At 63.8% G+C, this 18,725-nt stretch carries 16 protein-coding genes; 13 read left to right on the top strand and 3 right to left on the bottom strand.

The annotated features are described in order from the left end of the window. The first annotated feature begins 18 nt into the window (after positions 1 to 18). Together I3J27_RS25800 and I3J27_RS25795 are read left to right on the top strand one after the other, a co-directional pair. Entirely contained in the window at positions 19 to 699 is a 681-nt protein-coding gene (locus I3J27_RS25800; protein ID WP_270161702.1) for a redoxin domain-containing protein, read from the top strand. A 123-nt stretch (positions 700 to 822) separates the two neighbouring features. After that, positions 823 to 2,268, top strand: coding sequence for an adenylate/guanylate cyclase domain-containing protein (locus I3J27_RS25795; RefSeq protein ID WP_270161701.1), 1,446 nt, complete (start codon positions 823 to 825; stop codon positions 2,266 to 2,268). 5 nt (positions 2,269 to 2,273) lie between these two features. Here the strand turns inward: I3J27_RS25795 and I3J27_RS25790 are convergent, their stop codons facing one another. Continuing rightward, the gene (locus tag I3J27_RS25790) at positions 2,274 to 3,113 is read right to left on the bottom strand and encodes a uroporphyrinogen-III synthase (protein ID WP_270161700.1); all 840 of its coding nucleotides are present in this window, start codon (positions 3,111 to 3,113) and stop codon (positions 2,274 to 2,276) included. Positions 3,114 to 3,258: 145 nt separating this feature from the next. On the opposite strand from I3J27_RS25790, the gene purU reads away from it, so the two are divergent. Next, positions 3,259 to 4,122, top strand: coding sequence for a formyltetrahydrofolate deformylase (gene purU / locus I3J27_RS25785; protein ID WP_270161699.1), 864 nt, complete (start codon positions 3,259 to 3,261; stop codon positions 4,120 to 4,122). Positions 4,123 to 4,195: 73 nt separating this feature from the next. Here purU and I3J27_RS25780 read toward each other — a convergent pair whose 3' ends face one another. Next, positions 4,196 to 4,480 carry a hypothetical protein gene (locus I3J27_RS25780; protein ID WP_270161698.1) on the bottom strand — a complete coding sequence of 95 codons (285 nt, stop codon included), beginning with the start codon at positions 4,478 to 4,480 and terminating at the stop codon, positions 4,196 to 4,198. 519 nt (positions 4,481 to 4,999) lie between these two features. Between I3J27_RS25780 and I3J27_RS25775 the strand changes: the two genes are divergently transcribed. The 6 genes from I3J27_RS25775 to I3J27_RS25750 all read left to right on the top strand — a co-directional run bounded on the left by I3J27_RS25775 (position 5,000) and on the right by I3J27_RS25750 (position 10,876). Further along, positions 5,000 to 6,178 (top strand): ABC transporter substrate-binding protein, encoded by a 1,179-nt coding sequence (locus tag I3J27_RS25775; protein WP_270161697.1) that lies wholly within the window; start codon positions 5,000 to 5,002, stop codon positions 6,176 to 6,178. Between the two features lie 192 nt (positions 6,179 to 6,370). After that, positions 6,371 to 7,240 (top strand): branched-chain amino acid ABC transporter permease, encoded by an 870-nt coding sequence (locus I3J27_RS25770; protein WP_270161696.1) that lies wholly within the window; start codon positions 6,371 to 6,373, stop codon positions 7,238 to 7,240. A gap of 8 nt (positions 7,241 to 7,248) precedes the next feature. Next, positions 7,249 to 8,277, top strand: a complete 1,029-nt coding sequence (locus tag I3J27_RS25765) for a branched-chain amino acid ABC transporter permease (RefSeq protein WP_270161695.1) — start codon at positions 7,249 to 7,251, stop codon at positions 8,275 to 8,277. After that, a complete protein-coding gene (locus tag I3J27_RS25760) occupies positions 8,274 to 9,029 on the top strand; it encodes an ABC transporter ATP-binding protein (protein WP_270161694.1) in 756 nt (251 codons plus the stop codon). The genes I3J27_RS25765 and I3J27_RS25760 overlap by 4 nt, the downstream gene beginning before the upstream one ends. Next, positions 9,022 to 9,738, top strand: coding sequence for an ABC transporter ATP-binding protein (locus tag I3J27_RS25755; protein ID WP_270161693.1), 717 nt, complete (start codon positions 9,022 to 9,024; stop codon positions 9,736 to 9,738). Before I3J27_RS25760 ends, I3J27_RS25755 begins: the two co-directional genes overlap by 8 nt. A gap of 19 nt (positions 9,739 to 9,757) precedes the next feature. Next, the gene (locus I3J27_RS25750; RefSeq protein ID WP_270161692.1) at positions 9,758 to 10,876 is read left to right on the top strand and encodes a cobalamin-independent methionine synthase II family protein; all 1,119 of its coding nucleotides are present in this window, start codon (positions 9,758 to 9,760) and stop codon (positions 10,874 to 10,876) included. A 181-nt stretch (positions 10,877 to 11,057) separates the two neighbouring features. Here the strand turns inward: I3J27_RS25750 and I3J27_RS25745 are convergent, their stop codons facing one another. Further along, the gene (locus tag I3J27_RS25745) at positions 11,058 to 12,761 is read right to left on the bottom strand and encodes a caspase family protein (RefSeq protein ID WP_270161691.1); all 1,704 of its coding nucleotides are present in this window, start codon (positions 12,759 to 12,761) and stop codon (positions 11,058 to 11,060) included. Positions 12,762 to 12,925: 164 nt separating this feature from the next. On the opposite strand from I3J27_RS25745, the gene I3J27_RS25740 reads away from it, so the two are divergent. From I3J27_RS25740 to I3J27_RS25725, 4 genes are all read left to right on the top strand, one after another. Beyond that, positions 12,926 to 14,281, top strand: coding sequence for a hypothetical protein (locus I3J27_RS25740; protein WP_270161690.1), 1,356 nt, complete (start codon positions 12,926 to 12,928; stop codon positions 14,279 to 14,281). 62 nt (positions 14,282 to 14,343) lie between these two features. After that, positions 14,344 to 15,540, top strand: a complete 1,197-nt coding sequence (gene metK / locus I3J27_RS25735; protein WP_270161689.1) for a methionine adenosyltransferase — start codon at positions 14,344 to 14,346, stop codon at positions 15,538 to 15,540. 126 nt (positions 15,541 to 15,666) lie between these two features. Beyond that, positions 15,667 to 17,088 (top strand): adenosylhomocysteinase, encoded by a 1,422-nt coding sequence (gene ahcY / locus I3J27_RS25730; RefSeq protein WP_270161688.1) that lies wholly within the window; start codon positions 15,667 to 15,669, stop codon positions 17,086 to 17,088. A 159-nt stretch (positions 17,089 to 17,247) separates the two neighbouring features. After that, positions 17,248 to 18,708, top strand: a complete 1,461-nt coding sequence (locus tag I3J27_RS25725) for a flavin-containing monooxygenase (RefSeq protein WP_270161687.1) — start codon at positions 17,248 to 17,250, stop codon at positions 18,706 to 18,708. Positions 18,709 to 18,725: the final 17 nt, after the last annotated feature.

Raw genomic sequence — 18,725 nt, 5'->3', positions numbered from 1 at the left:
ATATGAAGGAGTTCAACCATGCCAGAACTTCACGTCGATGGACCGCTTCAACCGGGCGACCGCGCACCGAACGTCGTGCTGGATGCCATCACACGCGACGGAAAGATCGCTCTCGAGGATTACCGCGGGCATAGTCCGATATTGATCGGCTTGTTTCGAGGTCTGCATTGCCCGTTCTGCCGACGCCATATCGCGGCACAGGCGCAACTTGACGCAGCGCTGCGCGAGAAGGGCGTCGAAAGTCTCACGGTCGTGAATACGCCCATCGAGCGCGCGCGGCTCTACTTCCGCTATCATCCATTGCCCAATCTGCTCGCCGCGTCCGACCCCGAGCGGGTGTCGCATCGCGCGTTCGGCCTGCCCAATCTCGAGTTCACCGAGAAGGAAACCGAGTGGCCGCGCAAGGTGGGCATGGACGTGGTCACGAGCATGCAGGTGGACATTCCCGGAGAATTGTCAGGGCCGATGAATCGCTTGGCGGCTGCCGAGCAGCTCAACAACAAGGATGGCTACGAGATGATGGACGCCGATCAGCGCATGGCAGCAACCGGGCAGGGCCAGCTGTTCGGCCAGTTCCTGCTCGATCGGGAAGGGGTCGTACGCTGGACCTTTACCGAGGTACCCGAAGGCGGCCATCGCATGTTCGGGATGCCGAGCCCGCAGGAATTGATGTCGGCTGCTTCGCAGGTCGCAGGCTAGGCGTCGTCGCCTGGTTGGCGCGCTGCCCTCGGCACCAGAAGGCATGAGCCTGTGCGCTCGAGGTGCAGCCGCCGTTTTCCCGACCAGGCCCGCACATGACGAAGGCAATGACCCGGGCGTACCATGACCCAGATTCAGGAAAGGCTCCTCGAAAGCAAGATGACCGAGATCGAGCGGGCCCGATCCTGGAGCCCCCGCGTGATCTCCAAATTCGAAACGCTCATCAGGAGCGGTGACGATTTATCGCTCTACCGCGTCAATCCTCTGGCATTCGCGCGCGACCGCGCCATAGCGGAGCCGGAAAGCATAGACCTGTTTCTCTACGCGACGAGAAGCGGGCTGTTCGAGATGAGCTGGGGCGTTGTTTGTCCTCAATCCGGCATGGTGCTCGATAGCTTCGGCGCCTTGCGCACGCTCAAGACCCACTATGTCTGCGGCTTGTGCGACGTCTCTGGCGAAACTGATCTCGACGACTTCATAGATGTCACGTTTACTGTGTCGCCCCAACTGCGGCGGCTTCCGTTTCACGATCCCGACTCCCTTTCGGTCGAGGATTTCCATTGGAAGCTTCGATTTCTGAGTGACGCGCGGATACCGGGCCAGCAAATCCGGTTCCTCGATCATTTGCATGCGTTCGTTCGTGGACTTTCGTTCTTGCCGCCAGGCTCCGCCACGACCATTCGCTGCGAGCTCGGTCCCGGCGCTCTGGCGGGGGTCAATATTCAAACCCAGGCTGCGTTCGTGGTCGGGGTGGCCGGCGAGCCGACGACCACGCCGACAATCTTGCGAATTGGATACGACGGGCAGCGCTTTTCGTCTTCGCTGGCCGCCGTCCCGCCCGGTCCCGTCATTGTCGAGACGGAGAACTCCGGAGCGATGCGAGGCTCCTTGCTCCTGATCAATTGGCCGCCTGACGTTCTGGCTCAAGCGACCAAGCCGCCGCTTGATTTCGAGCCCTACATGTCCGGTGGGATGTTGCTTGCAAGACAAACGTTTCGTCGCCTGTTCCGGTCAGAACGCGTGGACGAAAGGGAGGGGCTGGGTATCCGGCAGGTGACCTTGCTGTTCACGGATCTCAAAGGTTCGACCGCCATGTACGAACGGCTCGGCGATCTCAATGCCTATGCGCTGGTCCGCGAACATTTTGCCCTGCTCGGTGCGACCGTCCAGGAACATTCCGGGGCCATCGTCAAGACGATTGGGGACGCGGTCATGGCTGTTTTCTCTCGACCAACGGACGCGGTTTCGGCTGCGCTCCACATGCTGGGGGAAATTGAACGCCACAACTCAGAGCATGGCGAGCCGAGCATCATCCTGAAGATTGGAGCCCATTGCGGCCCTTCCATCGCGGTAACCCTGAACGACAATCTGGATTATTTCGGTCAGACCGTGAATGTTGCCGCGCGTGTGCAGTCGCTGGCGGACGCGTGCGAGATTTGCATCTCGGAGGCGCTGTATTCGGCGCCAGGAGTGTGCGATCTCCTTTCCGGGCATGCAATCGCGGTGTTTGATGCTCCTCTTCGCGGCGTTGAAGGAAACGCCAGCGTGTATCGTGTCTTGCGCGCGTAGGACTCTCAGGTCTCTCGTGATGGCAGCTTCTCCGCGAGCGCTATGGCCATCGCCGAGATCAGCGGGCGCATGAAATAGGCTTCATCGGCCGGCGAGATGTCCGTGCGCAAGCCATGCGCGGCGAGCTCGCCCGAGACTGCCGGGCCGACCGATGCGATCAGCGTCCGCTCGAAGCCGGCGCGCAGCTTTGCCTCGCTGCCATGCGCCTTCGCTGCCTCGACCAGGCGACGGACCTGGCCAAGATTGGTCAGCGCGATGGAATCGATCCGTCCCTCCGCCATGTCGTCGATGGCGGCGACGATGCTCGCATCCGCTGCCTTGGAATCGTAGGCATAAGGCAGCACGGTATCGACGTCGGCACCTTGCGCCGAGAGCGCGACGGTCAGCGCGCTGTGATCCTTGTCCGGATAGAGTTGAAGGCCGAGGCGGCGCCCCTTCAGGTCGAGCTTGCCCAGCATCTCGATCACGCCCTCGGTGGTCGGCTTCTCCGTGGTCTGCTGCGCCTCGAGCGAGATCTCGCGCAGCGCCTTGCCGGGCTTGGGGCCACGGGTGAATTTTCGCGATTTGGCGAGGGCTGTCACGAGAGCCGCGTCGAGCCCGCGGGCGCGGGCGAGCTTCATGATCCGCCGCAGCCCTTCGCCGGTCATCAGCACGAGGTCGTCGAGGGGCCTGTCGATGGCGCGGCGGATCCAGGCCTCGACTGGCGCGGGGTCCGGTGCATCCTCGATCGTGAACATCGGGCACTGCACGACCTCGGCGCCTTGCTCGGCCAGCAGCTTGGAAAACTGCGCCTCCTCGCGCGTCTCCAGGATCAGGATGCGGGTGCCGTTCAAGCGGTCGGCCATGGGGATGCTCCGGTCAGTCAAATCGCAATGGACCATTCATCCTGACTCCGCGATCGGGATTGGCGCAAGGGCGGGGTCGGTGATAGAGCAGGGCGCAAATCGCGGGTTGTTCCGCGCGCCGCTGCACAAACCTTGATCAAGAACCATGCCCGATCATCAATATGTCCTGACCCTGTCCTGTCCGGATCGCCCCGGCATCGTCTCGGCGGTGTCCACTTTCCTCGCCCATAACGGACAGAATATTCTCGACGCCCAGCAGTTCGACGACGTCGAGACCAAGAAATTCTTCATGCGCGTGGTCTTCACCGCCGCCGACCTCGCGGTGGAACTGTCGGCACTCCAGACCGGCTTTGCCGCGATCGCGGAGCGTTTCGGCATGGAGTGGCAGATGCGCGACCGCGCCGCGCATCGCAAGGTGATGCTGCTGGTGTCGAAATCCGACCACTGCCTGGTCGATATCCTCTATCGCTGGCGCACCGGCGAGCTGCCGATGACGCTCGCCGCGATCGTGTCCAACCATCCGCGCGAGGTCTACGCCGGGCTCGATTTCGGCAGCATCCCGTTCCACTATCTGCCTGTGACCAAGGAGACCAAGCGCGAGCAGGAGGCGCAAATCCTCGATCTCGTCGCCGGGACCGGGACCGATCTCGTCGTGCTCGCGCGCTACATGCAGATCCTGTCCGACGACCTTTCGGCAAACCTGTCGGGGCGCTGCATCAATATCCACCACTCGTTCCTGCCGGGCTTCAAGGGTGCAAAGCCCTATCACCAGGCCCATGAGCGCGGCGTCAAGCTGATCGGCGCCACCGCGCATTACGTCACGCGCGACCTCGACGAGGGCCCGATCATCGACCAGGACGTCGAGCGCATCAGCCATCGCGACACGCCTGAGGATCTCGTCCGCAAGGGCCGCGACATCGAGCGCCGCGTGCTCGCGCGCGCCATCCGCTACCACCTCGACGATCGCGTCATCCTCAATGGTCGCAAGACCGTGGTGTTCATGGATTAGCGAATGGCGAATAGGGAGTAGCGAATAGCAATCGGTGGCCTTGTTCGCCACTCCCTATTCGCCATTCGCTTTCTCAGCGCACCGCGTCGCCCGACGTCGATCCGGTCGCGCCCTGCTGCGCCTGCTCTTCCTTCTCGCGATCCGCCGCCGGCAACAGCCGCTTGCGCTCGCGCTCCTTCAGGTAGGCATCGTATTGGGGCGTGCCCGGCCGCGGCGGTGCGCCGGCCGGCAGGCCGCCAGCCCATTGCGGAATGTAGTCGCCCATGCCGGCCGAAAGCTTCTCGTTGACGGTGCCGCAGCCGGACAGCCCCGCGGCGAGCGCAACGAGGATTAGGACGGAGCGGAATGGCTTGAGCATTGTGCGCGCGAATTCGGTCTGTTGGGCGCCAGGTCAGGCTGGCGGGACGGAGCGTAGCCTTCAACAAGGTAAAATAGACTTATTCGAGGTAGGTAATTTGTTACCGAATTGTGGCCGGCACGGGCGGGCCCGTGTCCGAATTCTGCAAAAGAAAGACGAAATCCTCCATCCACCCGGTCCGCTGCGTTCCTAGACTGCGGCAACAGGCTCGAGACAAATTGGCTTGGCCGACGCAGGGGATTTTTCGTTGACAGGTCCATTTTATTTGTACAATCGTACAAATAGGTGAAACCGCGATCGGGGGCTCGGGTCACTCCGACGTAACCGCGGCAGCGCTTCCCGCCGTCGGCAATCGGAACGTTCGGCTTGCGCCGAATGGTCGCCAAACGTCCGATTGACAATGAGGGCGCGAAAGACGCCATGTGACGCGCGACACGCGCCTGCGTGAGCTAAGGTTAAGAAGGACCGGGCACTCGGTTCGGCGCACAAGAGGTCAGGAATGAAGGGGAGGGACATCTGATGTTCGAACGCAGCACGTTTTCACGCACGGCAGCAGCGGTTGCCATCGCCGGCCTTGCGGCCGTCGTGCCGGCCAAGGCCGAGGACACCGTCAAGGTCGGCCTGATCCTGCCGATGACCGGCGGCCAGGCCTCGACCGGCAAGCAGATCGAGAACGCGATCAAGCTCTACATGCAGCAGAAGGGCGACACCGTCGCCGGCAAGAAGGTCGAGATCATCCTCAAGGATGACGCCGCTATCCCGGACAAGACCAAGACCGCCGCGCAGGAATTGATCGTCAACGACAAGGTCAATTTCATCGCCGGCTTCGGCGTGACGCCGGCCGCGCTCGCCGCCGCGCCGCTCGCGACGCAGGCCAAGATCCCGGAAGTCGTGATGGCGGCCGGCACCTCCATCATCACCGAGCGCTCGCCCTATATCGTGCGCACCAGCTTCACGCTCGCGCAGTCCTCGACCATCATCGCCGACTGGGCCGTGAAGAACGGCATCAAGAAGGTGGCGACGCTGACCTCGGACTATGCGCCGGGCAATGATGCGCTCAACTTCTTCAAGCAGAATTTCACCGCCGGTGGCGGCGAGGTCGTCGAAGAGGTCAAGACGCCGCTCGCCAATCCCGATTTCGCGCCGTTCCTCCAGCGCATGAAGGACGCAAAACCCGACGCGATCTTCGTGTTCGTGCCGGCCGGCCAGGGCGGCAACTTCATGAAGCAATATGCCGAGCGTGGTCTCGACAAGGCCGGCATCAAGGTGATCGGACCCGGCGACGTCACCGACGACGATCTGCTCAACAACATGGGCGACGCCGTGCTCGGCACGGTCACCGCGCATCTCTATTCCGCCGCGCACCCCTCGCAGATGAACAAGGATTTCGTCGCGGCCTACAAGAAGGCCTTCGGCAACCGTCCGGGCTTCATGGCCGTGAGCGGCTATGACGGCATCCACCTGATTTACGAGGCTCTGAAGAAGACCAATGGCGACACCGACGGCACCAAGCTGATCGAAGCCATGAAGGGCCAGAAGTGGGAGAGCCCGCGCGGCCCGATCTCGATCGATCCCGAGACCCGCGACATCGTCCAGAACATCTACATCCGCAAGGTCGAGAAGGTCGACGGCGAGCTCTACAACGTCGAGTTCGCGACCTTCGAGGCCGTCAAGGATCTCGGCAAGACCAAGAAGTGACGCGCGAAAGCGCGTCATCCCGGGGCTCACCTCTCCCGCTCGCGGGAGAGGTCGGCGCAAAGCGCCGGGTGAGGGCTCCCTCCTCATCGGGAGTCTCTCCGTCGAGACACCCTCTCCCCAATCCTCTCCCGCAAGCGGGAGAGGGAGCGCAGCACGGCCCCAGGCCACACCTAGGATGACCTTCGAGCCTCGATGACCTCTATCCTCACCAACCTGTTCGATGGCGTTGCCTACGGCATGCTGCTGTTCGTGCTGGCCTGCGGGCTCGCGGTCACGCTCGGCCTGATGAACTTCGTCAATCTCGCCCACGGCGCCTTCGCCATGGCGGGCGGCTATGTCTGCATGGTGCTGGTCAACCGGATGGGCTGGCCGTTCTTCGCCGCGCTGCCGCTCGCCTTCGTTTCCTCCGCCGCCATCGGCATCGCGCTCGAGCGCACGCTCTATCGCCATCTCTACACGCGCAGCCATCTCGACCAGGTGCTGTTCACGATCGGCCTGACCTTCATGTCGGTCGCGGCCGTCGACTACATCCAGGGCTCGTCGCGCGTGTTCATCAATCTGCCGGCGGCGCTGCAGGGCCAGTTCGACGTGTTCGGCGTCGGCATCGGCCGCTACCGCTTGATGATCATCGTGATCTGCGGCCTGCTCACCATCGGTCTTCAGATGGTACTGGCCAAGACCCGTTTCGGCAGCCGCCTGCGCGCCGCGGTCGATGATCCCCGTGCCGCGAGCGGCCTCGGCATCAACGTGCCGCAGGTGTTCGCCTTCACCTTTGCCTTCGGTTGCGGGCTTGCCGGTCTCGGCGGTGCGCTGAGCGCGGAGATCCTCGGCCTCGATCCGTACTTCCCGCTGAAGTTCATGATCTATTTCCTGATCGTGGTCACCGTCGGCGGTTCGTCCTCGATCACCGGGCCGTTCCTGGCCTCGCTTCTGCTCGGCATTGGCGACGTCGCCGGCAAATATTACGTGCCCAAGATGGGCCCCTTCGTGATCTACACCATGATGATCGTGATCCTGATCTGGCGCCCGAACGGCCTGTTCGGCCGCACGGCCGCGCGTTGAGTTTGCCGATGAGCGCTTCCTCCGACGTCGGCTATCATGCCCAGCGCCAGGCGCGCTGGCACTATGGCGAAGTCGCTTTCTGGCTCCTCGTGCTGGCCTGCGGCTTCATATTTCCCACGCGCTATCTGATCATGACCGACATCCTGCGGCTGGCGCTGTTCACGATGTCGCTCGATCTCATCCTCGGCTATGCCGGCATCGTCTCGCTGGGCCACGCCGCCTTCTTCGGCGTCGGCGCCTATGCGGCGGGGCTTCTTGCGCTTCACGGCATCGTCAAGGAGCCGGTGCTCGCGCTGATCGTCGCTGGCTTGGCTGCGATGGTGCTGGGCTTTGCCACGAGCTTTCTCGTGATCCGCGGCGTCGACCTGACCCGGCTGATGGTCACGCTCGGCATCGCGCTGCTGCTCGAGGCGCTGGCCGAGCGCTTCTCCAACATCACCGGCGGCACCGACGGCTTGCAGGGCATCGAGATGGAGCCGATTTTCGGCGAGATCCCGTTCGACATGTTCGGCAAGACCGGCTTCTTCTATTCGCTGGCCGTGCTGTTCCTGCTGTTTCTGCTCGCTCGCCGCGTCGTGCACTCGCCGTTTGGTCTGTCGCTGCGCGCGATCAAGAACAATCCGCTGCGCGCTGCCGCGATCGGCATCCCCGTCAACCGCCGGCTGATCGCGATCTACACGCTCGCAGCGTTCTATGCCGGTATCGCGGGCGCGCTGTTCACCCAGACCACCGCGATCGCCTCGCTCGACGTGTTCGCCTTCGAGCGCTCGGCCGATCTGATGCTGGTGCTCGTCATCGGCGGCACCGGCTATCTCTATGGCGGCCTGATCGGCGCGGTCGTCTTCAAGATGCTGCAGGAACTGTTTCAGACCATCACGCCACAATACTGGATGTTCTGGATCGGCCTCGTGCTGGTCGTGATCGTGCTGGTCGGCCGCCAGCGCCTGCATCGCTGGGTGCTGTACGTGCCGAACCTCGTGATCAAGCAGGTGATGGGGCGCAAGGCCGTCGTCGCCGTGCCGGAGAGCGATTCATGACCATCGCGCTCGAAACCCAGAATCTCGAAAAGCAGTTTGGCGGCCTGCGCGTCACCCGCGATCTGTCCTTGAAGATCGAGCAGGGCGCCCGCCATGCGCTGATCGGCCCGAACGGCGCTGGCAAGACCACGGTCATCAACCAGCTCACCGGCGTGCTGAAGCCGAACTCCGGCCGCATCCTGCTTGAAGGCCAGGACATCACCGACCTTCCCGTGCACAAGCGCGTGCTGCGCGGCCTGTCGCGCACCTTCCAGATCAACCAGCTCTATCCCGACCTGACGCCGCTCGAGACCATTGGCCTTGCGGTCTCCGAACGCCTCGGACATGGCGGCGACTGGTGGCGGCGGATGGGCACGCGCAGCGACGTCAACGGCGAGATCGCCGATCTGCTGACGCGCTTCCATCTGCTCGATGTCATGAACGAGCAGACCGTGACTCTGCCTTACGGCAAGCAACGCCTGCTCGAGATCGCGGTCGCGATCGCGGCCAAGCCGCGCGTGCTGCTGCTCGACGAGCCCGCCGCCGGTGTGCCCGAAAGCGAGCGCCACGACATTCTCGCGGTGGTCGGCGCGCTGCCGCGTGACGTCACGGTGCTCCTGATCGAGCACGACATGGACCTCGTCTTCTCCTTTGCCGACCGTATCTCGGTGCTGGTCTCGGGCGCGCTGCTCACCGAAGGTCCGCCCGAGCAGGTCGCGCGCGATCCCCAGGTGAAGGCCGTCTATCTCGGCGAGGAGGCGGTCAATGTCTGACCTGCTCGCGATCGATTCCCTGCGCGCCGGCTATGGCGAGGCGGTGGTGCTGCCCAACATGTCGCTGCGCATCGCCGAGGGGCAGGTGCTGGCGCTGCTGGGGCGCAACGGCACCGGCAAGACCACGCTGATCAACTCCATCGTCGGTGTCACCCGCCGCTTCTCCGGCTCGGTCGCACTTGCCGGCGCCGACGTCACGAGTTTGCGGCCCGACCAGCGGGCGCGCGCCGGGATTGGCTGGGTGCCGCAGGAGCGCAACATCTTCCGCTCGCTCACGGTGGAAGAGAACATGACCGCCGTGGCGCAGCCCGGCCCCTGGACGGTCGAGAAGGTCTACGAGATGTTCCCGCGGCTGAAGGAGCGGCGGAGCAATTTCGGCAACCAGCTCTCCGGCGGCGAGCAACAGATGCTGGCGATCGGCCGCGCACTGACCCTCAACCCGAAGGTTCTGCTGCTGGACGAGCCGACCGAGGGTCTTGCCCCCATCATCGTCGAGGAGCTCTTGAGGGCGATCGGGGCCATCACCCGGGCGGGTGGCATCTGCTCGATCATCGTCGAGCAGAATGCCCAAAAGATTCTGGGGCTCGCCGACCGCGTTGTGATATTGGAGCGCGGAACGATCGTCCACGACGCCCCGAGCGCCGCGCTGAAGGCCGACCCGTCGGTCCTGGAGCGCCACCTCGGTGTCGCCGGAGCGGCCGCCCACTAAAATATCCCGGGAGTAACAAATGCAGCGAATCAAAGCCCCCTTCCGCGCCGACGAGGTCGGCAGCCTCCTGCGCCCCGCCAAGATCAAGGAAGCCCGCAGCCGTCTCGAGAAGGGCGAGATCTCGGCCGACGATCTGCGCAAGATCGAGGACATGGAGATCGAGAAGGTCGTGCACAAGCAGGCCTCCGTCGGCTTGAAGCTCGCGACCGATGGCGAGTTCCGCCGTTCCTGGTGGCATTTCGACTTCCTGGCCAAGCTGACCGGCTGCGAGCTGTTTCACCCCGACTCCGGCATCCAGTTCGCGGGTGTGCAGACCCGTCACGACGCGGTGCGCGTGATCGGCAAGCTCGACTTCCCCGACGACCACCCGATGCTGGACCATTTCCGCTTCCTCAAGAAGAACGCGGATCAGGCCCACGTCACCGCCAAGATGACGATCCCCTCGCCGGCGGTGCTGCACTTCCGCGGCGGCCGCAAGGCAATCTCCAAGGACGTCTATCCCGATCTGGACGCCTTCTACGAGGACCTCGGCAAGACCTACCGCAAGGCGGTGAAGGCGTTCTACGACGCTGGCTGCCGCTATCTCCAGTTCGACGACACGGTCTGGGCGTATCTCTGCTCGCCGGATGAATTGCAGAAGGCGCGCGAGCGCGGTGATAATCCGGACGGCCTCCAGCAGATCTATGCGCGCGTCATCAACTACGCGCTGGCAGAGAAGCCCGCCGACATGGTGGTGACGACGCATGTCTGCCGCGGCAATTTCCGCTCGACCTGGATTTCTTCGGGCGGCTACGAGCCCGTGGCCGAGACCATGCTCGCCGGCACCAATTACGACGGCTACTTCCTCGAATACGACAGTGACCGCGCAGGCGGCTTCGAGCCGCTGCGCTTCCTGCCGAAGGGCAACAAGGTCGTCGTGGTCGGCGTCATCACCTCGAAGTTCGGCGAGCTCGAGAAGAAGGACGACATCAAGCGCCGCCTGGAAGAGGCCGCCAAGTTCGCGCCGCTGGAGCAGCTCGCGCTGTCGCCTCAGTGCGGTTTCGCCTCGACGGAAGAGGGCAACATCCTCTCCGAGGAAGAGCAGTGGGCCAAGCTGAGCCTTGCGGTGGAGATCGCGAAGGAAGTGTGGGGCAACTGACGCGCCACGTCGTCCCGCAGCTGGGTAACGGCGAAGCCTCACCACACACACTGTCATTCCCCGCGAAAGCGGGGAATCCAGTAGGCCGCGGCCTCTCGGTGAATCACTGACGTCTCGGAATACTGGATCGCCCGGTCAAGCCGGGCGATGATAGCTGAGTGTTGGGGCGATTAGCGTGTCGTCATTTCGACGCGAGATAGACCTCACCCAACAGCGACGAGTTAGACCACGGCACCTGCTTGTTCTTCGTGCTCGAGACCACCTCCGCCCGCACGCGCGTGAGCATCTGCTGCACTTCCAGTCCCGGCGTGCCGAGATGGCGGGACAGCGCAGCGGAGAAAGGCGAGTTGGCGCCTTCGCCGTCGAGCGCGACCTGGCCCGGCGCAGTGGCGAAGGCGATCAGCGTGCCCGCGCCAAGCGTCGCACCGGCACCTAAGCTCGTCGGAGCTGCAAGACCCGAGGCACCTTCGATGGCGCGGTTGGCGCCGGTGCTTGCCACCTGCGGGGCCATTGGATTGTTGCGGCAGGCATCGAAGATCAGAATGTTGGTGCGGACCTGGTCGTCGAGGCCGGCCATGATCGTGTCCATGTCGATCATCGCCTCCGTCATGCCGATGCCAGCCTTGAGCTCGACATCGACGGGAATGAGATAGTTGCGGCCGTCGACCTGCACGCCATGGCCGGCATAATAGACCAATGCGACCTGCGCCCGCGCCGCCTCGCGCAGGAAGTCGCGCGTCACCTTCTGCATCGCTGCGCGGTCGAGATCGACGCCCTCCGTCACCGCGAAGCCGATGTCGCGCAAGCTCTTCGCGACGGCACGCGCATCGTTGGGTGGATTGGGCAGCGCCTTGACATGCGCATAGGCGCCGTTGCCGATCACCAGTGCCATGCGCTTGCCAAGGGCAACCGGCGCAGGCGAGGGCACCGGCGCCGCGCCCGTCTGCGGTGCCGGCTGCGTCGTCGGTGACGGCGCATCGCGCGGGATGGGTGTGAGCGCATCCGTTACCAGCGACAGCCGCACCTTTGCGGTGGCCTGATTGGCCTTGCTGCCGGCATCGGAAGCCACGATCGCCAGTGTCGCCCTGTAGTCGTCGCGCGCATGCGCATAGTCGCCCTTGGCTTCATAGGACAGTGCGCAATGGATATAGCCGGAGATCAGCACGCTGTTCGGCGGCGTCATAATGTTGACGGGCGGCTTCTCCTTCGCAAGCCGGATCGCCTCGCTGCCATCGGCGATGGCGCGGTCGAGATCGCCCCTGGCGCGCCAGATCGCGGTGCGGTTGATCAACGGCTGCGGCAGCGTCGGATCGAGCCGGATCGCCTGGTTGATGTCGGTGAGCGCGCCGTCGAGCTCGCCGAGCGCCGCTTTCGAGATGCCGCGGTTCTGGAACGAGAACGCCGATTTCGGGTCGGCCTTGATCGCCATGTCGTAGTCGGCAATGGCCTTGGCGTAGTCGCCCTTGCCGCGCCAGGCATTGCCGCGATTGTGGAAGATGATGCCACTCGGTGGGCCGAGCTTCAGCGCATCGTCGAAATCGGCGATCGCGATGTCGTAGTCGCCCTTGTCGTAATAGGCCGATCCCCTGAGATTGTAGACCGCCTGGCTCGGCCGGAGCCGGATCGCTTCGGTGGCGTCCGTGATGACTTTTGCGTAGTCGCCCTTCTTGTTCCAGCCCACCGCGCGCCAGAAATAGACCGTCGCAAGCTGCTCGCCCTTGAACACCTTCAGCGCGATGATCTTGGTGCAGGCGTCGATCATCTGGTCGGCAGGCGTGGTGTCGGTGGTGCAGAGCGGCCCGAGTTGGCTGCGCGCCTGGGCGAAGGCGGGTGCGGCCCACAGGGTTGCGGCGAGCAGGCAGAGCGCGACGAGCAGGCGGCGCATGACGGTGGTCCCCTGAGGTGAAGCGCTTGTTTGTTGCCCGGCAGAGCCCCAGGGTTCACGCTCCCGTCATTGGACGCGGGGAAATCCAGGGGAGGGTATTCCCTCAGTGGGCAGATTTTGCTACGAGGCAGAACCCAACACCGCTGCCCACCAGCTTCCCACTCATGAAAAACGACGAAATCCTGAGCCAGATCACCGAGTTCTGCCGCAAGGCGGACATGGCGGAATCGACGTTTGGCCGGCGCGCGGTGAACGATGGGAAGCTGGTGCACCGCCTGCGCGAGGGAAAGCGCATCACCATCGACACGCTCGACCGGATCCAGGCCTATATCGCGGCCTCGACGACCGGCGGGCTGCCGCCGCCGCGGGGGCTTCAGGTGCCCCCGGAAAAGCGCGACCCGCGCGGCAATTTCCGTTTCTTCGAGAACCGGCAGAAATACCTGCTGTTCGTCCATACCTGTAGCGAGAAGCGGGTGGTCGCCGAGCGCGTCGCGCTCGAACTCTCCAGCATCCATCCGCGTCCGCCGGCATTGCGCATCTTCGACGCGGGCGTCGGCGACGGCACGGTGCTGGCGCGGGTGCTGCGTGCAACCCACCAGCGCTACCCGCATATGCCCTTCTACGTGGCCGGCAAAGAGCTCAGTCTCGAGGATCTGCGCCTGACGCTAGAAAAGGTGCCGGACCGCATTTTCGAGCATCCGGCGTCGGTATTCGTCTTCACCAACATGTTCTATTCGGAGGCGCCCTGGCTCACGCCGGCATCGCCCGCGGCAGCGGCGGCGACCGTCTGGCACGAAGTTCCCCTGCGGGGCGCCTCATCGGGCGAATTCGAGCAACAGATCGCCGAGCTGCGGCCGTTCCTGGAGCAGAACTGGCGCGCGGCGATCAGCCCACGCACGGCCATGCCGCTCTATGAGCGGCCCGTCGTCCTCGTGCTCTACCGCGAGGACCACAGGTTCCTGCTCGATTCGACCATTCCGCGGCCGGGGCAGACCGAGGCCAATTTCGACCTCGTCATCGCATCCCAGCCCTACCGGGCCCTGTCCTCGGTCAATTTCCGGGCAAAGCGGATCATCGCGCCGCTGGCGCGGGCGCTTCGACCGGGGGGGCGGCTGATCGGAATTCACTCCCACGGCCAGGATCCGGGCATGGAAATGATCCAGGCGATCTGGCCGGGAGAAAATCCTTTCTCGGTCAGCCGTCATGAGCTATTGCGCGCGGTAAAGTACGAGCTCGGATCGTTGGGCCGGGACCTAAATTTTAATGCTTACGCGGATAACCGTTCGATCTTCAGGTATGATATGGAAGCGCTGCCCAACGAGGTCACGGGTACCATCGGAACCTCGACGGCCTTTGCAGCGTGGAATGCGGCGGTGTATGTCGCTCAGATCGAGGACGATCGTTTGACGGAAATGACTCAAAACGGCCGCACCCTGGATGCCGCCAGGGATGTGCTGCGAAAGTACAACGGGCTCTGGTTTCTCGACGAATCCTACGTCATCTCGCGACGGCGTGATTGATTTCATCCGAAGGTAAACATCGCAAACGCCCGCCAGCTCAGCGGCGGAACAAGGGGTTACTGATGCGCGCGTCCTATCTCTTCACCAGCGAGTCCGTGTCCGAGGGGCATCCCGACAAGGTCTGCGACCGGATCTCCGATGAAATCGTCGATCTGTTCTACCGCGAAGGGCCGAAGGCCGGCATCGATCCGTGGCAGATCCGTGCGGCCTGCGAGACGCTCGCGACCACCAACAAGGTCGTGATCGCCGGTGAGACCCGCGGCCCGGCATCGGTCACCAACGAGCAGATCGAGAGCGTCGTGCGCGGTGCCATCAAGGACATCGGCTACGAGCAGGACGGCTTCCACTGGAAGACCGCCGACATCGAGATCCTGTTGCATCCGCAGTCGGCCGACATCGCGCAGGGCGTCGATGCGCTGCAGCCGGGCGAGGTCAAGGAAGAAGGCGCCGGCGACCAGGGCATCATGTTCGGTTACGCCACCAACGAGACGCCTGATCTGATGCCGGCGCCGATCTTCTACGCCCACAAGATCCTGCGCCTGATCTCCGAAGCGCGCCACTCCGGCCGCGAGAAGGTGCTGGGTCCGGACTCCAAGAGCCAGGTCACCGTGCAGTACGAGAACGGCAAGCCGGTCGGCGTGCGCGAGATCGTGGTGTCGCATCAGCATCTGGTCGAGGACATCTCGTCCAAGCAGATCCGTGACATCGTCGAGCCCTATGTGCGCGAGGCGCTGCCGAAGGACTGGATCACGCCGAAGACGATCTGGCACATCAACCCGACCGGAAAGTTCTACATCGGCGGTCCCGATGGCGATTCCGGCCTGACCGGCCGCAAGATCATCGTCGATACCTATGGTGGTGCGGCCCCGCATGGCGGCGGCGCGTTCTCCGGCAAGGATCCGACCAAGGTCGACCGTTCCGCGGCTTACGCCGCGCGCTACGTCGCCAAGAACATCGTCGCAGCCGGTCTTGCCGATCGCTGCACGCTGCAGCTCGCCTACGCCATCGGCGTGGCGCGTCCGCTGTCGATCTACATCGACACCCACGGCACCGGCAAAGTGTCGGAGGACGAGCTCGAGAAGGCCGCTGCCAAGGCGATGGATCTCACCCCGCGCGGCATCCGTACCCATCTCGATCTCAACCGTCCGATCTACGCACGGACTTCGGCCTACGGTCATTTCGGCCGCACGCCCGACAACGAGGGCGGCTTCTCCTGGGAGAAGACCGATCTCGTCGAAGCGCTCAAGCGCGCCGTCTGATCACCGACATCATTCCGGGCCGCCGCGAGGGCGGCGAGCCCGGGATCCCAAATCCATCACGTCGAGTTTCCGGGTTCGCCTCGTCGAGGCACCCGGAATGACCAATTCAACAACAGGACCTCCGCTATGAATGCGAAGCCCGGCTTTACCGACTACATCGTCAAGGACATTTCGCTCGCCGATTTCGGCCGCAAGGAGCTCTCGCTCGCCGAGACCGAGATGCCCGGCCTGATGGCAACCCGCGAAGAGTATGGCCCCAAGCAGCCGCTGAAGGGCGCGCGTATCGCCGGCTCGCTGCACATGACGATCCAGACCGGCGTGCTGATCGAGACGCTGGCAGCACTCGGCGCCGACATCCGCTGGGTCTCCTGCAACATCTATTCGACGCAGGACCACGCCGCGGCGGCGATCGCTGCCGCCGGCATTCCAGTGTTCGCGGTCAAGGGCGAGACGCTGACCGAATACTGGGACTACACCGCAAAACTGTTCGACTGGCACGGCGGCGGTCACCCGAACATGATCCTCGATGACGGCGGCGACGCCACCATGTACGTCCATCTCGGTCTGCGCGCCGAGAACGGCGACGCCGCGTTCCTCGACAAGCCCGGCTCCGAGGAAGAGGAAGTCTTCTTCGCGCTTCTGAAGAAGCAGCTCAAGGAGAAGCCGAAGGGCTACTTCGCCGGGATCGCCGAGAGCATCAAGGGCGTTTCCGAAGAGACCACCACGGGCGTGCATCGTCTCTATGACATGCAGAAGGCCGGCACGCTGCTGTGGCCGGCGATCAACGTCAACGACAGCGTCACCAAGTCGAAATTCGACAACCTCTATGGCTGCCGTGAATCGCTGGTCGACGGCATCCGCCGCGGCACCGACGTGATGATGTCGGGCAAGGTCGCGATGGTCGCGGGCTTCGGCGACGTCGGCAAGGGCTCGGCCGCCTCGCTGCGCCAGGCCGGCTGCCGCGTGATGGTCTCCGAAGTCGATCCGATCTGCGCGCTTCAGGCCGCGATGGAAGGCTATGAGGTCGTGACGATGGAAGACGCGGCGCCCCGCGCCGACATCTTCGTCACCGCGACCGGCAACAAGGACATCATCACGATCGAGCACATGCGCGCGATGAAGGATCGCGCCATCGTCTGCAACATCGGCCATTTCGACAACGAGATCCAGATCGCGGGTCTGCGTAACCTGAAGTGGACCAACATCAAGCCGCAGGTCGACGAGATCGAATTCCCCGACAAGCACCGCATCATCATGCTGTCGGAGGGCCGCCTCGTGAACCTCGGCAACGCGATGGGGCACCCCAGCTTCGTGATGTCGGCGTCCTTCACCAACCAGACGCTGGCGCAGATCGAGCTGTTCGCCAACAACAAGGACGGCAAGTACAAGAAGGAAGTCTACGTGCTGCCGAAGTCGCTCGACGAGAAGGTCGCGCGCCTCCACCTCGCCAAGATCGGCGTCAAGCTCACCGAGCTGCGCAAGGACCAGGCCGACTACATCGGCGTCAAGCAGGAAGGTCCGTACAAGTCGGACCACTATCGGTACTGATCCGCCGCTCACATCGATTTCGACTCGAAGCCCCGGAGCAATCCGGGGCTTCGTTGTTTCGGCGCATGGAATTCAACTCGCTTTAGGGTTGTTGCACCACTGATTGCCAATTGACGGCCTGCGGCGACGGGCGGACAATCCTCCTCGGCGGAGGAAACCATGCCCCAGGAACATTTCGACGTTCTCATCGTCGGCGCCGGCCTGTCCGGCATCGGCGCCGGCTATCATCTTCAGACGAAGTGCCCGGGCAAGAGCTACGTCATTCTGGAGGGCCGCGACTGCATCGGCGGCACCTGGGACCTGTTTCGTTATCCGGGCGTCCGCTCCGACAGCGACATGTTCACGCTGGGCTATTCGTTCAAGCCGTGGACCGACCCGAAGGCGATCGCGGACGGGCCGCAGATCCTGAACTATGTGCGCGAGACCGCAACCGAGAACGCCATCGACAAGCACATCCGCTTTCGCCACCGCGTCAAGCGTGCGGCGTGGTCAACGCCTGAGGCGCGCTGGACCGTCGAGGCCGAGCGCATGACAGGTGAGGGCGCGACCGAGCTGGTGCGCTTCACTTGCAATTTCCTGTTCATGTGCTCGGGCTATTACAAGTACGAGGCCGGCTACACGCCGGAGTTCAAGGGCGTCGGGGATTTCGCCGGCCGCATCGTGCATCCGCAGAGATGGACCGACGATATCGACTATGCGGGCAAGCGCGTCGTCGTGATCGGCTCGGGCGCGACCGCAGTGACGCTGGTGCCGGAGCTCGCCAAGACTGCGGCGCAGGTCACCATGCTCCAGCGCTCGCCGACCTATGTGGTGTCGCGCCCGGCGCAGGATCCCGTCGCCAACAAATTGCGCCGCAATCTGCCGACGCGGCTTGCCTATCATGTCATCCGCTGGCGCAACGTGATGTGGGGGATGTTCTTCTTCCAGCTCAGCCGCCGCCGCCCGGCGAAGGTGAAGGAACTGGTCCTCAAGGGCGTGAGAATCGCGCTCGGCCCCGACTACGACCTCGCCACTCATTTCACGCCGCGCTATAATCCCTGGGATCAGCGGCTGTGCCTCGTGCCCGACGGCGACCTCTTTAAGGCGATCCGCGAAAAGCGCGCCGCCGTCGTCACCAATGAGATCGATACCTTTACCCGCGATGGCATTCGCCTCAAGGACGGCAGCGAGCTTGCGGCGGACATCATCGTGACCGCGACGGGGCTGGTGCTCCAGGTCGTCGGCGGCCTCGACGTCAGCGTCGACGGCCGCGCCGTCGATTTCGCCAATACGCTGACCTACAAGGGCATGATGTATGCGGACGTGCCGAACATGGCGTCAGCCTTCGGCTACACCAATGCGTCCTGGACGCTGAAATGCGATCTCACCTGCGAATATGTCTGCCGCCTCATCAACTACATGGACCGGCGCAATTTCCGCCAGTGCATGCCGCACAATGACGATCCTGAAATCACCGCGCAGCCGTCGCTCGATTTCACCTCGGGTTATGTGCAGCGCTCGGTCGCCAAGATGCCGAAGCAGGGCTCGAAGCAGCCATGGCGGCTGTACCAGAACTATGCGCTCGACATCGTCTCCTTGCGCTTCGGCGGGATCGACGACGGCGTGATGCAGTATTCCTGATCGCGCCATCGTCAGCG

Origin of the sequence: Bradyrhizobium xenonodulans (assembly GCF_027594865.1) — a bacterium.
GTDB lineage: Bacteria > Pseudomonadota > Alphaproteobacteria > Rhizobiales > Xanthobacteraceae > Bradyrhizobium > Bradyrhizobium xenonodulans.
The sequence above is the reverse complement of the archived record's forward strand: the minus strand, read 5'-3'. Positions and strand labels throughout refer to the sequence as shown.

Bases quoted from the DNA above. Each gene is read 5' to 3' on its own strand.
- I3J27_RS25800 (WP_270161702.1), top strand. From the start codon at position 19: ATGCCAGAACTTCACGTCGATGGACCGCTTCAACCGGGCGACCGCGCA.
- I3J27_RS25795 (WP_270161701.1), top strand. From the start codon at position 823: ATGACCCAGATTCAGGAAAGGCTCCTCGAAAGCAAGATGACCGAGATC.
- I3J27_RS25790 (WP_270161700.1), bottom strand. From the start codon at position 3,113: ATGGCCGACCGCTTGAACGGCACCCGCATCCTGATCCTGGAGACGCGC.
- purU (WP_270161699.1), top strand. From the start codon at position 3,259: ATGCCCGATCATCAATATGTCCTGACCCTGTCCTGTCCGGATCGCCCC.
- I3J27_RS25780 (WP_270161698.1), bottom strand. From the start codon at position 4,480: ATGCTCAAGCCATTCCGCTCCGTCCTAATCCTCGTTGCGCTCGCCGCG.
- I3J27_RS25775 (WP_270161697.1), top strand. From the start codon at position 5,000: ATGTTCGAACGCAGCACGTTTTCACGCACGGCAGCAGCGGTTGCCATC.
- I3J27_RS25770 (WP_270161696.1), top strand. From the start codon at position 6,371: ATGACCTCTATCCTCACCAACCTGTTCGATGGCGTTGCCTACGGCATG.
- I3J27_RS25765 (WP_270161695.1), top strand. From the start codon at position 7,249: ATGAGCGCTTCCTCCGACGTCGGCTATCATGCCCAGCGCCAGGCGCGC.
- I3J27_RS25760 (WP_270161694.1), top strand. From the start codon at position 8,274: ATGACCATCGCGCTCGAAACCCAGAATCTCGAAAAGCAGTTTGGCGGC.
- I3J27_RS25755 (WP_270161693.1), top strand. From the start codon at position 9,022: ATGTCTGACCTGCTCGCGATCGATTCCCTGCGCGCCGGCTATGGCGAG.
- I3J27_RS25750 (WP_270161692.1), top strand. From the start codon at position 9,758: ATGCAGCGAATCAAAGCCCCCTTCCGCGCCGACGAGGTCGGCAGCCTC.
- I3J27_RS25745 (WP_270161691.1), bottom strand. From the start codon at position 12,761: ATGCGCCGCCTGCTCGTCGCGCTCTGCCTGCTCGCCGCAACCCTGTGG.
- I3J27_RS25740 (WP_270161690.1), top strand. From the start codon at position 12,926: ATGAAAAACGACGAAATCCTGAGCCAGATCACCGAGTTCTGCCGCAAG.
- metK (WP_270161689.1), top strand. From the start codon at position 14,344: ATGCGCGCGTCCTATCTCTTCACCAGCGAGTCCGTGTCCGAGGGGCAT.
- ahcY (WP_270161688.1), top strand. From the start codon at position 15,667: ATGAATGCGAAGCCCGGCTTTACCGACTACATCGTCAAGGACATTTCG.
- I3J27_RS25725 (WP_270161687.1), top strand. From the start codon at position 17,248: ATGCCCCAGGAACATTTCGACGTTCTCATCGTCGGCGCCGGCCTGTCC.